The organism is Pontibacter liquoris (assembly GCF_022758235.1).
GTDB classification, from domain to species: Bacteria; Bacteroidota; Bacteroidia; order Cytophagales; family Hymenobacteraceae; genus Pontibacter; species Pontibacter liquoris.
Map to the genome: position 1 here is coordinate 1,350,027 of NZ_JALEBG010000001.1, position 13,530 is coordinate 1,363,556.

A 13,530-nucleotide genomic window follows, 5' to 3' on the forward strand; every position below is an offset into this window, starting at 1 on the left:
AGTTGTTTGATGCTGAAATAGTGTAAAGACATGCCTAAATTTGAGACTTCACAAAACGTACTTCCAGGGTGTGCCGCAAGGCGATCGTAAAATGGCCAAAACAAAAAAAGACCTTATATTAGAATCAGCCTTAATCCTGTTTGCAGAGAATGGCTACAATGCAACGCCAACCAGCATGATAGCGCGCAAAGCCGGTGTTTCGGAAGGCTTGATCTTTAAGCACTGCGCAAGCAAAGAAAATCTGCTCGACATGGTGGTGAAGGCAGGCTACCGTCGCATTATGGAACGGAGCAAGGGACTGATGATGGAGGACGATCCGCAGAAGCTGCTGGCCAATGTGCTGGACATGCCCCTGAAACTGGTAGAGGAAGAGCGTGTTTTCTGGCGCATGCAGTTTAAGTTAACCAACGAGGAGATCGCCCAGAAACATCACCTGCGGTATTCCAATTCTATTTCTACAAAATTGGTCGAAGCCTTTTCGAAACTAGGGTATAAAGAGCCGGAGCTGGAAGCCGAATTTCTGCTGCTGACAGTAGAAGGGTTGTGGCGCCTGTTTTCCGTAAACGACGACAAAGACCGGTTTGTCCGCCTGCTGGACCTGATCAAATCAAAGTATTAAGAACAGGCTGTTTTTTGCAGCTGCCTGCACTCAGGAGGTTTTATACTTTACCACCGACGCAGCTGTAGCCGCCCGGATGGATTGCATGGTCTTTGGGTTGAGCAGCTCGATCTTTCCCCGGTCGCGCAGCAGCTTAAAAGCCTCCACGTAATTGAGCAGGATGTAGGTCGTGCCGATGTGGTGCTCTTCGTATATTTTCTCGATCGCTTTATACTTGTACAGGCTGCTTTTGTCTTCCAACTCCGCGGCCAGGTTTAAGACCGTATACTTGGGTGCTTCGATAAACAAAGCAAGTTGGTCGGGCTGTTGCTGGTTGGTGTGGAGCAACGGCACGCCATCCTCCTGAAAAACCGAGTAGGGGAGCAGCATTTCTTTAAAACTCCGGTACACAGCTTTTTGCCTGGAAGCAAGCAGCAGGTAGTAGCTGGCTTCGGCGCTGTTAGGGGCATTGATGTCGAATTTGAGGGCGAGATAATCTCTTTCGGCAAGCACTTCCTGCAAAACAAGCAAGGTATACCTCACCCGGCGGCAGGGTGCTTTCTCCCGTTTAAAATAGCCGCGCACCTGCGTAAGCCGCTCTCCGAACAAATCTTTCATACTTTGGCTGGCTTTCCCGCTCATTGCGCGCAGCAGTGTTTGTGGCTGCAGCAGCAGCACCAGGTCCACCCCGGCTGCCAACAGCTGTTCCTGTCGCAGCCCGCCGGTATGGCTCAGGTTAAAAGGATCCAGAAAGGCAAGGGCCGGCACGGGGCTGGCAAGCATGTCGGCCACATCGGCCTGTGCCTGCGGCGAAGAGAGGAAAGCCGGTTGATGGATAAGCTTCTCGTAAAAGGCAAGCGCGCTCAACTGCTCTTGCAGATGCCCGAGTGCCGGCGCATCAGGGTCGCTGAAAAAAGTATGGATGATTTGATTCAGGTCCGTCCGGCTGCCTGTGCTGCGGTAGAGCTGCTGCAACAGTATGGCCTGCGGTACGTATTCGCCGGCAACAGGGGCGGCGTTCAGATCAAGGAGCAGCGCTTTTTCGGGCAGCCCGGGTAGTGTGAATGTGGCGGCGCACCATGCCTCGAAGCACTTGCCCAGCAATTCATACTTTGTCTCTGCTGGGGTGCGCTCCTGTTTAAAGAAATTACTCGGTACAATGGCCGTCATATATTGTAATTGTTCAATTTACTCTTGGCGCCGGGGCCGGGCTCCAAAGATAAGGCATCTGGGTTAATGTTTTGCACGGAAATGGCTTATCAAGTCCTGGTTAGGCGATACTATACCATGACTGAAACGGCCGGTCGCTAGAATAGGCAGGGAAAAAGTATAACACCACAGGATTTCTTTTTTGCACTGGCGCAGCGGATCAAATCTGCTTTGTGCGGCCGTCCCCGGAACGGCACAGGAAGTTAGTCGCCCAGTCCGGGATTATTCTCGTAAATCAAAAAGGGAAGCTGGCTTTGTCACTGCCACAGGGTAGTTACTTTCCCACGTTGCGGCGTGCCGTCGCTATACTCCTTAAAATTAAAATACAACTAAGTATGGAAGATAAACAAGAACTGACCGCCCTGGTGACCGTTTTGTCGCAGCTTCGCCAGGAAGGGTATACGGAGGATTTTACCGTATCAGACGATGGCTTTTTATGCACGATAGAGGGCGATGGACGGTTTACCCCGGAGCAGGTGCAGATCGTGAACTTTTACCGGTTCGAAGGTGAATCGAACCCGGACGATATGGCCATACTCTATGTGGTGGAAACTGCCGACGGGCGTAAAGGAACCATCTCGGATGCCTTTGGAACATATTCGGACGAAACGGTCTCAAATTTTATGAAGCAGGTAGAAGACCTGGGCAAAGACCTTGACAAAGCTGGGAAAAAGTAAACTCTGGGTGCGCCCTGCTTTTGCATCCGTTTGGCTCTGCTCGGAATTTGGCGATAAAAAAGAAGCGCTTCTGCAGCATACGTATGCTGCAGAAGCGCTTCTTTACTGTTCATCATTGCTGGAGTTAAGCAGCCCCGGGGGCACTGAGAGCTTCCCGGTTTTGGGGTCGATCAGCCCATTCCGCTCATCTTCAATATCCGTGGCCTGGGTATACACGTCGCCGGCTATGGGGCGTTTGCGCAACTCCTTTTTATACTGGCGGATGCGCTCGGCCCGTTCATCCAGACTCTGCGGGCCGCCATAGTCTGAGAAGCCAAACCCTCCCCATTCGCTCACGATCAGTGGGGTTTGCCCACGGTAGAAATAGGGATCGCCTACTACCAGCGGAAAGGCCGCCACGCCCACCATTTGGCCTGCCGCCAGCTGATCGAGCAGTTCCTTCCATCGCGCCAGATCGGGGGTATAGAGGTGGGCGGTCAGCAGGTCGGATTTTAGTTTTCCCTCATAGGAAATATGCTGCCAGCCATCGTTGTCCACTACCAGGAATTGCGGGTGCCGTATTTTCATGTAGTGGTAGGCATCCATAATGTACTGGCGGGTTTCGGGGTTTACGGCAATGTCCTGCGCGCCCCAGTCCTCGTTATACAGGCTCCAGATCACCACCGAGGGGTTTGTTTCGATCAGGGCCAGCATGCGGCGCAGTTCGGCGGCATGGTTCTCGCGGCTTCTGGGAGTAGAACTATGCGGGCTGGGGACCTCCACCCACAAGAGCATGCCTATTTCATCAGCCAGGTTGTAAATGCGCGGGTCTACGCCAGCAATGTGTACGCGCACCAGGTTGCAGCCCAGATCCTTCATGGCAAACATGTGGCGCCGCATTTCCTCGTAGGTAGCTGTGCCCGGCTGGTAAAGTATGCCGTCGATGTATATTTCCTTGTTGTTGAGATACAGGTGGCGGCCCCTGGACTCAAACTTCCGTAATCCGAAGTGCGCTTCAATCTCAGCTGCGTACCCGTTGGCATCCACCAGTTGGGCGACCAGCCGGTAGAGGTGCGGGTTCTCCGGGCACCACAGCTCCGGGTCTGGCATCTTGACCACCACATACTGGCGCCGCTGCCCTGCTTCTAGGTGCAGGGGGAAATCCGAAACGCAGAGGGGCTCGTCCTGCGGGGTGTCAAGTTCGAATATTTTCAGCTTCAGGGTATATTGGCCGGGGTCGTGGATGCGGGATGTGAGCACAAATCGCACCAGGGCGTCTTCTATCTCGCTGATCACACCCACCCTGGAACGTAAGCGGTTGCGCTCTACAACTTCCAGCCATACACTTCGTGTGGCGCCGGTATAGGTCTGATACCAGATGCCGCCCCGCTTAAACACATGCGATTCCTGCTTGCCCCGCGTGGTTTCGGCGTCCATGGTATCGGCAATGCGCACGGTCAGGTAATTTACCGGGAGCAGGTGCTCCTCGTCGAGCTCGTAGGAAAATGAGGTATACTCCCCAAAATGCACGTCTTCGCCCTCGATGGTGCGCAGCAGCCGGCCGTTCAGCCACACACGGGTCTCGTAGCCGCAGGCACCAAACGTGATCTGAAAGATAGAAGGCGCTGATTGGGTATTGCGTTCAGGGCGCGGAAATTCCCGCTCATACCAGGCAATGACATTATCCTGCCAGGCAGGCCCTTGCTTGCCCCGGGAGTTGGCCATGTGCTCTTCCACAGAGCCGGGCCAGTGGGCCGTATGAGTATAGCGGTGGCCCAGGTACCAGGCTTCGCGAAGGCCGCGGTCATTCGGGTCATGTTCAAATTGCCATTCCCCATCCAGCAGATAATGCATGTTTGGCCGCAGCACGGCCCTTGGCAAGGGGTTTTCCTGTTCTTTGCCGTTGTGAAGTTCCTGGGTGCCTTCAGTAGAACTGAAATTCTGATGTGTTGTTCCCATAAATGGCCTGTTAGGTAGCGCTGATAAATTAAGTTTTCAATGTATAACGGTAAAACGCAGCTTACAGATAAGAATTGTTGCCGGAAGCCCGCTGCCATAAGCCCATTTTATAAGACTAACTGCCGGCACCGGCATCGCCCAATATGCGGTTGGCTGCCTGCAGGCCGCTGGCCAGCGCTGCCTCCACGGTACCCATGGCGTGCCCCTGGTAGAGTGCCTCTCCGGCAAAGTATACGGTTTCCTGCACAGGTTGGCAAAGCACTTTCATCGCTTCTGTGGCGTTTACAGTGGCGTAGGCATAAGCTCCCCGGGCATAAGGATCCGCCACCCAGTTCACCACTTTTTTTGCGACCAGTTGTTCGTTAAGAAAATCCCGGCTGGTGGCAAAAATATACGCCAGCGACGCCAGGGCCTGCTCAACAAGGGCATCTTCTGCCAAATGATGCAGGTGTAGCGCCTGCGGCCCGGCAAGCCAGCCGGTCAGCAGCGGCGTGTTGTCAGGAAGGTGCGTCCACCAGGTCGGCACCGGTGTGGCATCGGAGAGCAGGAAGCTAAGCGCTGGCAACTGGCGTGCCTGCGCCTGCAGAGCTTCGTTTTGCCAGAAGGCGTGCCGAAACTCGAGTATAATTTTTATCACCGGGCCAAAGCCCAGCTGTTGCAAGGCTGCAGCATGCTCGGGCAGGGCAGGAGCGAAGCGGATGTACCCTTCGCTGCCAGGCTCGGAAAGCAGCACCCCCAGGGGTACGGTGACCAGCACCCTGGCGGCAGTGAACTGTTGCCCTGAACGGCAGCTGATCCGTACCTGGCCTGCCTGCCAGTGCACTGCCTCCACCACCTGCGCAAGGTGAAAAGTAGCGCCCGCGGCTTTTGCGCGTTGGTACAGGAAATCAAAGGCCTGCCCATACCCACCATGCGGAAAGGAGGAATTAAGGGCGCCTCCGCCCAGCCATTCTTCCCGGAAAGCCATCGCACTCAGTTTCTGTATGTCGGCGGCATCGTAGCCCTCAGCAAATTTTGTGACTGACTCCCGGAGCGCTGCATAAGTTTCTCCCTGAAAGTACTGTGCCAGGAATGCCGCTAGCGACATGTCCTGCGTTAGTTCCTGCAACCGGGCGAGCATCTCATCGAAGCCAGCTAGAAAGGCTTCTGATTCCAGCACCATGCCCTGCTGCACCTCGTAAGTGCTGCCAGCCATGGCTTGAAACGTCATGTGGGCTTCCTGCAACAGGGCATTGGTCAGGGGCAGGTCGCCATGTATAAATTCCGCTCCAGCTTCTATCGGGACAGAGAATCCATCAGGCTTAAAGGTATAAACGCGGCCCCCGATCCGGTGACGGGCTTCGAGCACAGCTACCTGCCGGCCTGCTGCTGCCAGCGTACGGGCCGCCTGCAGGCCTGCAGCGCCGGCTCCGATAATAAGGATATCCGCTTGTATCATAGGTTATACTTTGCCGGCAACCCATTAAAGCCGCCGGGTGGTTTAATGGAGCTAAAATTATTCTTATCTCGAAGCTTGTGTTACGATAAACAGGCAGGGGAAGGCCGCCGGGATAGTGCCGGGCGAAATGGAAGCAGAAGGAAAGTGGTTTGTAACGATCAGCATGTGAGTTGATTAATTGACCTAAGAGCGTGTTAAAAAGAAACAGCCGCTATACCTGAAGTATAGCGGCTGTCCTGGCAAGGAACATCCTTTAATCCCGCAGGTTATTAATCAGTCCAGCGCCACTCGCCGGCAATTCTCAGCGGCTCTTCCAGCTTATTTTCGATCAGGAAGGCTCTTGTTTCTGCATCGTTGCGGCGCTTGGCCGGCAGTTGGGGCGTATCGGCCAGGCCGTACAGCAGCATGGCACTAAACCGGACAGTATTTTTCAATCCAGCTTCGTCTACCAGGTTAAACGCGTCGCAATCGGCGTGGTAGCAGCCACCGCTGTTATTGGGCAGCTTACCGCCAAACGAGCCGCCTGTTGGCACGCCATGCAGCATAAAAGGCTGATGGTCGGAGTGCAGGCCGGCACGCGAGGAGAACTCATTCTTAAAGGTCGTATCGATTTTGGCAGCAATGGCCCCGATCGACTTGAACAACTCCTTACAGGATGCATCGCTGGCATTATACCCCTTCGGATCGTTCGTCATATCGTAGTTGAGCATGAAAGCCACGTTCTCGATCGACTTGTTTTTGATAGCATCCGCGATATAGGCTTTGGAGCCCAGCAGGCCTTCTTCTTCGCCCATAAACATTACAAACTCGATGGTGCGGCTGGGCTGCAGCTTCAGGGTTTTAAACGTACGCGCCATGTCCAGCACCGAGAAAGAGCCGATGCCGTTGTCGATCGCGCCGGAAGCCAGGTCCCAGGAGTCGAGGTGGCCGCCTACTACTATCTTTTCATTCGGCTTCGATTTGCCTTTCAGCGTGGCCACCACATTGCGTGCCTTGATCATGCCCGATGTGTTGGTCATGGCGATATGGGCCTGCAGGGGAGCGGCTTTTAGTTGCTCTTTCAGCTTAAAACCATCTTCCTTGCCAATGCAAACCGCCGGGATCGGGATCAGCTTGCCCGTCACGGAGGCAGTACCTGTCAGCAGCGTGCCCCCTTCCACAGTATTGATAATGATGATACCAGCTGCGCCATACTTGATGGCAATCGCTGTTTTCTCGGAACGGTGCAGCGAACCGGTGCCTTCCGGCGAGCCGGGCAGCACACCCAGGTATACGAGCGCTATTTTGCCTTTTACGGCAGCAGGCCGGGCAGCATAATCAACTTCCAACCCATTGCCCATGTCTACTACTGCTGCTGTCAGGTCGGCTTTCACCGGCGAGTGCGCCAGCGAAACGGATTTAACCGGGGCAAGCTGGCCGGCCTTTGTGCCAACTTCGACTTGCAGGGTGCCGCGGCTCCAGCTTTCTACTTCAAATGGTTGGTAACGCACGTCTTTAAAGCCATACGAACGGAGCAGGTTGTAGGCATATTCTTCCGCTTTCTTGCCGTTTTCTGAACCCGTGAGGCGGTGACCGATCGTAGACGTGGCATCTCCGAGGGTACTATAGGCTTTAGAGTTTTGCTGTACTTCGGTGTTGATCTTTTTAAAGATAACGGGCCAGGTAGGGTTTACTTGGGCAAAGCCCGTGCAGGCTAACAACAGGGCGCACGCACTGGCAATTAGTTTTCTGTGCATAAGATTGGAATAGTTGTACGCCTCCAAAATAAGCATTAAATGCGGAAAGTTGCGCCTTGCCGGCTAATTATCTGTTACATAGCCTATGCAAGTATAAAACATCTCGTGCTGGTTACCGGCTTCTTGCTGTGGGAGTGGATTACAAGTGTAGGTAAGTATAAGGTGATGATGACTACTTCAGAGGGCAGTAGCGCTTCGGCAGGTATGGGAGCAATTAAGTCGTATCTTTGCAGGGGCTACTGCCCCGTTTACTTTTAAAATTCAGTCATTCTTATGTCGTTTTACTCTCTAGGTTTATCCAAACCGCTTTTAAAAGCGATCGAAGCGAACCACTATACGCAGCCATACCCCATCCAGCAGGAAGCGATTCCGGCCATTCTGAAGGGGAAGGATGTTCTGGGCATTGCGCAGACCGGCTCCGGTAAAACGGCTAGCTTTGCGCTGCCTATTCTGGAGCTGTTTCAGCAGGCTAAGCCTGCCCGCAGCCGCAACGTGAAAGCGCTGGTACTGGTGCCTACCCGGGAGCTGGCCTTGCAGATAGGAGAGGTGATGCAGGCATTTGGGAAAGCACTACCCCGCCCGGTAAAAACCCTGGCTGTGTATGGCGGGGTTTCCATTAACCCGCAGATGATGCAGCTGAATGGCACGGATGTGCTGGTCGCCACGCCGGGCCGCCTGCTCGACCTGGTTTCGAACAATGCCGTGCGGCTGTCGGAAGTAGAGATATTGGTGCTGGACGAGGCCGATAAGATCCTGCACCTGGGCTTTAAGGAAGAAATGGACAAAGTGCTGGCGCTGCTGCCCGCCAGGCGTCAGCATATTTTATTGTCGGCTACGCTGGGAGCGGATGTTGAAAAATTGGTAGCCGATCTGTTGCAGGACCCGGTAGTGATCAGGGTGGAGGAGGAAGCGTCGGTGCCTGACCTGATCACGCAGGTAGCCTACCAGGTCGGGCCCGAGAAAAAAGGCCCTTTGCTCCGGTACCTGATCCGGGAGAAAGATATGCAGCAGGTGCTGGTCTTTACCTCTTCGATCCGGACAGCGGACAATGTAACAGGAAAACTGCTGAAACACGGCATACAGGCGGCCGCCCTGCATGGTGATAAAAGTCAGGGCGCCCGCACGGATGCACTTACAAAATTTAAAGCAGGCAAGCTGCGGGTGTTGGTTGCCACCGATCTTGCCTCCCGGGGCATCGATATCAAATTTTTGCCCTACGTGATCAACTACGAGCTGCCGCGCTCCCCGAAAGATTATGTGCACCGTATTGGCCGCACGGGCCGTGCGGCTGCGCAGGGCGAAGCCATTTCGCTCATTTGCCCTGAGGATGCGCATCATTTCAAGATCATCCAGAAAAAAATGGGCAAACAAGTGCCCCTGCTCCCGACAGACGAGCTGGACCTGGCGGGTCAGTAAGAAGGGCGCGGTTGCTGCCCAGTGGAGGCATGTCTAAGTATAAGTATAAGAATTCCTACCAACCTTTGGGGCAGGCAAAAAAAGAGGAAGCGAAAGCTTCCTCTTTTTTATTTCATACTTTATACGTTCATCCTTAAAAAGCTGTCGGGCCTTTGTCTTTATAGTAGCCCTGCTCTTTTACGATTTTGTTGTAAACTCCTAAGATCAGGAAAGAAGGTGCCCACTGGCCGACAAACAAAGCTGTTTTGCTGTTATTCATGATCTTTAAAGTGGCAGAAACTGCCATGGAACCAAGTGCGGCCCACAGGTATACATCAGATGGTATTTTAGAAGTATACTTCTCGATAGCGGCTGCTACCGGTCCTTCTTTATGTTGGGGATTATAGTTATCCGCTTTTGTTTTTAGGTCTTTTAAGTCTTTTGTTTCCATAGTTATATGTTAGTTTATTAAAAGCATAACGCTCCTATGAAAACGTAGAGACGAATTTTAATGTTTGCTTAATCTTCAAAAAATTTGAATTCCAGCTTTTTCTGCCGCTGCCACAATGCGAAACCCTGGGTAGGATTAGCCTTATTGCGCTTTGTTATACTTCCGGAAAAGGGCAGCATTATACCCTGGGCACAGCCCTGTTTCGAGCACTGTGCTCTCGTGCCTCAACAAACCCTACTGCGGTCTTTTCTTTGTGCCGCGGGTAGGCGGGGCGGAGAGCGGATCGTCGGGCCAGTGGTGTTTGGGGTAGCGGCCGCGCAGATCTTTGCGCACCTCAAAATACCCGTTGCTCCAGAAACTCCGCAAATCGCGGGTTACCTGCACCGGCCGGGAAGCAGGGGAGAGCAAATGCAGCAGCAACGGCACCTTGCCCCCGGCAATGCGCGGGGTATCCAGCAGGCCGAATACTTCCTGCAGCCGGACGGCCAGCACCGGCGTAGTTACTTCGGAATAGTCCAGGGCAATGCGGGAGCCGCTGGGGACCTGCAGGTGCGTCGGGGCCAGCCGGTCCATTTCCTGCCGCTGCTCCCAGGATAGGCCTCCCAGCAGCATCTCCTCAAAATCGAGCCGGCTGACCTGCTCCAGAGATGAAAGCCCTATGAGGTGGGGTCTCAGCCATTCGGGCATAGTGGCTGCTAACACTTCATCCGAAACATCAGGCCACTGCCCGGGTGCCAGCTGGTGCAGAAAGGCCAGCCGCTCGCGGGTTTTCAGGGCCTGCTCCGGCCACGGCAGTTGCCTGATGCCTTTGTCCTGCAAGGCCTGCAGCAGCGCTTCTGCTACTAGCGCCAGGTCGGGTTTTGGCAGGGTTGCTTCCTCCAGCAGCAGCGCGCCCAGCCGCATAATTTGTCGGGAATTAACACGGCCTTGGGCGGCATTCCAGCGCACTTCCTGCAGCTGTTCCAGTTGTTCCGAAAAATAGGTCAGGATGTCGTTTTTGGACAGGGGTGCCGCCAGCATGACCCGGGCCTGGTTGCCTGCCTCCAGGTGCGCTACGCCATAAAACTCCGCTTCGGTAAATAGTTCTGTGGCTAATGCTGCCCGCTGCCCGGTTATCAGCCTCACCCGCCCCGACGATTCGCGCTGCGCCAGCCGGTCGGGGTAGGCCAGCGCCGTGAGCAAACCCGCCATCTCCGGCAAAATAGTGCTCTCGTTGACGCGTATCCGCTGCTTTAAGTTGTTGGCTTGTTCCCGCACCCGGCGCAGGGCATTTTCGTCAAGTACAAAACCCGGCATAGGCGGGCGCTTGCCGGCAAGAATTTCCAGGCGCAGCTGCAGGTCCGGCAGGGGCGCTCCGAAAGGCACCTGCATAGGTTTTAAAATATCGCGTTCGGAAAGCAGCGCAGCCAGCGCACAGGCAGTGGCCCCAGCGCCCATCTCATGGCCGCACATGACAAGGTGGCCTAGCCTGGGGTGAATGCCCAGCGAAGCCAATGCTTTGCCGTGGGGCGTGGGGTTAAACGTTGCATCGATCGCCTGCAGGCGCACCAGCAGGTCACGGGCAAGGGCAAGCGCAGCGGCCGGCGGGGCATCCATCCAATGGAGTGCGGCAGCATCTTTTACGCCCCAAATGGCAAGCTCCAGGGCCAGGCCGGTCAGGTCGGCTTCACAGATCTCGGGGGATTGCCGTGCCTGCAGCTGCAGTTGGTCGGCCGAAGACCATAAGCGGTAGCACACACCGGGGCCTAAGCGGCCGGCACGTCCGCGGCGCTGGTCGGCAGCCGCCAGCGATACAGGGATGGTGACTAAGGTAGTGAGGCCGGTGCGGGGAACAAACTTGGGAACCCGGGCAAAGCCGCCGTCCACGACCACTTTTATACCTTCTATGGTTAAGCTGGTTTCGGCAATGCTGGTAGCCAGTACAACCTTGCGTTTGCCGCGGGGTGCCGGTTGAATGGCAGCCAGCTGCCGCGACAGAGCCAGCTCGCCATGCAGCAGGTGCAGGTCGGTGGCGGGTGGCAAAGTGCCGTCCAGGTGCTGGGCAACTTTGCGCATTTCGCCCATACCGGGCAGAAAAACAAGGACATCGCCCTCCGGCTCTTTTTGCAAAGCCTGCCGGATGGCCTTAGGGACCAGGTTTGCCAGTCGTTCGGCCGGGCGGTGACCGGCAGCGGCTACAGCTGCAGGCGTGAGGTAATGCGTCTCGACCGGGAACTGACGGCCTTCGCTCCGGATAACGGGTGCGTCGAGCCATTGCCCCACCGCCGTGGCATCCAGCGTGGCACTCATCACAAGCAGGCGCAGGTTGGGCCTTAAAACATCCTGCGCATCCAATGCCAACGCCAGTCCCAGGTCTGCCGCCAGGCTACGCTCATGAAATTCGTCGAAGATAACGGCGGCCACGCCTTCCAGCGCCGGGTCTTCCTGCAGCAACCGGGTAAGGATGCCTTCGGTCACCACCTCGATCTTTGTTTTAGCGGAAGCCACATGCTCCATCCGCACCCAGTAGCCTACGGTCTGGCCCACAGCCTCGCCCAGCAGGTCAGCCATGCGCTGGGCGGCGGCTCTTGCAGCCAGGCGCCGGGGCTCCAGTACAATGATCTTGCCCTTGGCTCGCCAGGATGCCTGCAGCAGCGCCAGCGGAACAAGGGTAGTTTTACCTGCGCCGGGCGGCGCTTCCAGCACCGCCCGCGAACCGGCCTCAAAAGCAGCCAGTAACCGGGGGAGCGCTTCTTTAACCGGCAAAACAGGCAATTCGGAAAACATTTCAGTGGAAGACATAGCGCCGCAAAGGTCGGTATTCTAATCGAAAGAATGTATGCGGACACAGGTGTTTTCGTGTTTTCAACCGCATGCCTCAGCCAGGTAAATTCTTTAGGGAAGAATGCAGCAAGAGACAGGCAAAGGCAAGTATGCGCCGACTTTTGTAGCCGGCACAAAGGTCAAAATAATTATTTAGAGGGGATGGAGGGTTTATTCTTTGTAAGGCGTGATTTTGCCATCCTTCACTAGGAAGGCTTTGGTCGCTTCCTTCAGGATGGCTTCCTTGCTGTCGGAGTAAGCTTCCTGCAAATGGAAGGGTTTACCGTGGAAGTGTTCGTTTATCCTTTTCAGTTTCTCTTCTTCTTTGCAGGCTTTGCCTTCCACTTTGTAAGTATGCTGCACGTAAGTAGCTTTTGTGCCCGCAAAGCCGTCCACGGGGTATAACTCAAACAAAGGCTTTACATATACTTCCAGGGCGCCGGTGGCGCAAAAAAGCTGCGTACCCTGGGCTTTCAGCGCATCAAAATGGCTTTTTAGTTCCTGGTTAAAATTCTCGGGGTATTCCTTGTTCCAGAACTCTACGGCATAGGCTTCTACCTGCTCGGGGGGCAGGTTGTCGAGGTAATTGAAAAAGTTCTCTTTAAATTCGGTTTGCCTGATCTTGTGCAGTTTCAGCAAGAGCTTATAGTAGGCCATCTGAAAAAAGAACAAAGCGTTCTGAGGTTTTTTAGTGCAAACAAATTTAAAGAATTCATCCTTGGAACTCTTGTTATAAAAAGTGCCGTTCAGATCGAAGACAACAACATTTATTTCTCCTGCAGTATCAGCCATCAGTTTGTTTTGCCTAAATTATCACCGTGGGGCCCACCGGCCGCTGCGTGTTTGCAAAGAATAGGTACGGATAACGGTGAGAATGGGTAAGCAGGGTTGTTAGATAAATTTCTGTAAAGGTGAAAAAGGAACTGAAGTGGCTGGTGCTGCGGGGCCTGGTGCTTTGCCAGGCTTACGGCCTGCCAACAGAGCTACTTGCTGATGGAATGCTTTTGTTATGATAGAGTCGTCATTGTTTGCCCGCCTGCCCTCCTGGAGCCAGGCGGAGGTTTTGATGAAAGATGGGATTTTGCTCTCGCAACGGCAACAGAGCGACTGGACGGTCACGCTCTATTCTTTCCAGCACGAGTTTTTCGAACGCTGGGAAAAGAACGGCATGCAGGTAATCGGGCAATTCGCTAAAACGGCCAGTACGCTGCAAATTGCAGAGCCATACTTCGATATGATCGACATGGGAAGTATGCTGGACGCTTAAACGGCACACCAGGTCTTTA

Annotated in this window: 11 protein-coding genes; 4 read left to right on the plus strand and 7 right to left on the minus strand. The window is 54.6% G+C overall.

Annotated elements, in window-relative coordinates:
• The first annotated feature begins 40 nt into the window (after positions 1-40).
• On the plus strand, positions 41-619 hold the full coding sequence (locus tag LWL52_RS05550; protein ID WP_242917715.1) for a TetR/AcrR family transcriptional regulator: 579 nt from the start codon (positions 41-43) through the stop codon (positions 617-619).
• A 30-nt stretch (positions 620-649) separates the two neighbouring features.
• On the opposite strand, the gene LWL52_RS05555 is transcribed toward LWL52_RS05550, so the two are convergent.
• A complete protein-coding gene (locus LWL52_RS05555; RefSeq protein WP_242917718.1) occupies positions 650-1,768 on the minus strand; it encodes a class I SAM-dependent methyltransferase in 1,119 nt (372 codons plus the stop codon).
• A 374-nt stretch (positions 1,769-2,142) separates the two neighbouring features.
• Between LWL52_RS05555 and LWL52_RS05560 the strand changes: the two genes are divergently transcribed.
• On the plus strand, positions 2,143-2,484 hold the full coding sequence (locus tag LWL52_RS05560) for a hypothetical protein (protein ID WP_242917720.1): 342 nt from the start codon (positions 2,143-2,145) through the stop codon (positions 2,482-2,484).
• Between the two features lie 102 nt (positions 2,485-2,586).
• On the opposite strand, the gene LWL52_RS05565 is transcribed toward LWL52_RS05560, so the two are convergent.
• The 3 genes from LWL52_RS05565 to LWL52_RS05575 form a co-directional block, all read right to left on the minus strand.
• The gene (locus LWL52_RS05565) at positions 2,587-4,422 is read right to left on the minus strand and encodes a glycoside hydrolase family 2 TIM barrel-domain containing protein (protein ID WP_242917722.1); all 1,836 of its coding nucleotides are present in this window, start codon (positions 4,420-4,422) and stop codon (positions 2,587-2,589) included.
• Between the two features lie 115 nt (positions 4,423-4,537).
• Complete coding sequence (locus LWL52_RS05570; protein WP_242917725.1) at positions 4,538-5,860, minus strand: flavin monoamine oxidase family protein; 1,323 nt, start codon at positions 5,858-5,860, stop codon at positions 4,538-4,540.
• A gap of 269 nt (positions 5,861-6,129) precedes the next feature.
• Positions 6,130-7,596, minus strand: coding sequence for a M28 family peptidase (locus LWL52_RS05575; protein WP_242917727.1), 1,467 nt, complete (start codon positions 7,594-7,596; stop codon positions 6,130-6,132).
• Positions 7,597-7,869: 273 nt separating this feature from the next.
• Between LWL52_RS05575 and LWL52_RS05580 the strand changes: the two genes are divergently transcribed.
• Positions 7,870-9,012: a DEAD/DEAH box helicase gene (locus tag LWL52_RS05580; RefSeq protein WP_242917729.1), complete on the plus strand. Its 1,143-nt coding sequence runs from the start codon at positions 7,870-7,872 to the stop codon at positions 9,010-9,012.
• A 133-nt stretch (positions 9,013-9,145) separates the two neighbouring features.
• Here the strand turns inward: LWL52_RS05580 and LWL52_RS05585 are convergent, their stop codons facing one another.
• The 3 genes from LWL52_RS05585 to LWL52_RS05595 all read right to left on the minus strand — a co-directional run bounded on the left by LWL52_RS05585 (position 9,146) and on the right by LWL52_RS05595 (position 13,036).
• On the minus strand, positions 9,146-9,442 hold the full coding sequence (locus LWL52_RS05585) for a hypothetical protein (RefSeq protein WP_242917731.1): 297 nt from the start codon (positions 9,440-9,442) through the stop codon (positions 9,146-9,148).
• Positions 9,443-9,676: 234 nt separating this feature from the next.
• Positions 9,677-12,223, minus strand: coding sequence for an ATP-dependent helicase HrpB (hrpB, locus tag LWL52_RS05590; RefSeq protein WP_242917734.1), 2,547 nt, complete (start codon positions 12,221-12,223; stop codon positions 9,677-9,679).
• Positions 12,224-12,415: 192 nt separating this feature from the next.
• On the minus strand, positions 12,416-13,036 hold the full coding sequence (locus tag LWL52_RS05595; protein WP_242917737.1) for an HAD family hydrolase: 621 nt from the start codon (positions 13,034-13,036) through the stop codon (positions 12,416-12,418).
• Positions 13,037-13,253: 217 nt separating this feature from the next.
• Between LWL52_RS05595 and LWL52_RS05600 the strand changes: the two genes are divergently transcribed.
• Positions 13,254-13,511: a hypothetical protein gene (locus LWL52_RS05600; protein WP_242917739.1), complete on the plus strand. Its 258-nt coding sequence runs from the start codon at positions 13,254-13,256 to the stop codon at positions 13,509-13,511.
• The last annotated feature ends 19 nt before the right edge of the window (positions 13,512-13,530 follow it).

Coding starts and splice junctions, on each gene's coding strand:
- LWL52_RS05555 (WP_242917718.1), bottom strand. CDS start 1,768: ATGACGGCCATTGTACCGAGTAATTTCTTTAAACAGGAGCGCACCCCA.
- LWL52_RS05560 (WP_242917720.1), top strand. CDS start 2,143: ATGGAAGATAAACAAGAACTGACCGCCCTGGTGACCGTTTTGTCGCAG.
- LWL52_RS05565 (WP_242917722.1), bottom strand. CDS start 4,422: ATGGGAACAACACATCAGAATTTCAGTTCTACTGAAGGCACCCAGGAA.
- LWL52_RS05570 (WP_242917725.1), bottom strand. CDS start 5,860: ATGATACAAGCGGATATCCTTATTATCGGAGCCGGCGCTGCAGGCCTG.
- LWL52_RS05575 (WP_242917727.1), bottom strand. CDS start 7,596: ATGCACAGAAAACTAATTGCCAGTGCGTGCGCCCTGTTGTTAGCCTGC.
- LWL52_RS05580 (WP_242917729.1), top strand. CDS start 7,870: ATGTCGTTTTACTCTCTAGGTTTATCCAAACCGCTTTTAAAAGCGATC.
- LWL52_RS05585 (WP_242917731.1), bottom strand. CDS start 9,442: ATGGAAACAAAAGACTTAAAAGACCTAAAAACAAAAGCGGATAACTAT.
- hrpB (WP_242917734.1), bottom strand. CDS start 12,223: ATGTCTTCCACTGAAATGTTTTCCGAATTGCCTGTTTTGCCGGTTAAA.
- LWL52_RS05595 (WP_242917737.1), bottom strand. CDS start 13,036: ATGGCTGATACTGCAGGAGAAATAAATGTTGTTGTCTTCGATCTGAAC.
- LWL52_RS05600 (WP_242917739.1), top strand. CDS start 13,254: ATGATAGAGTCGTCATTGTTTGCCCGCCTGCCCTCCTGGAGCCAGGCG.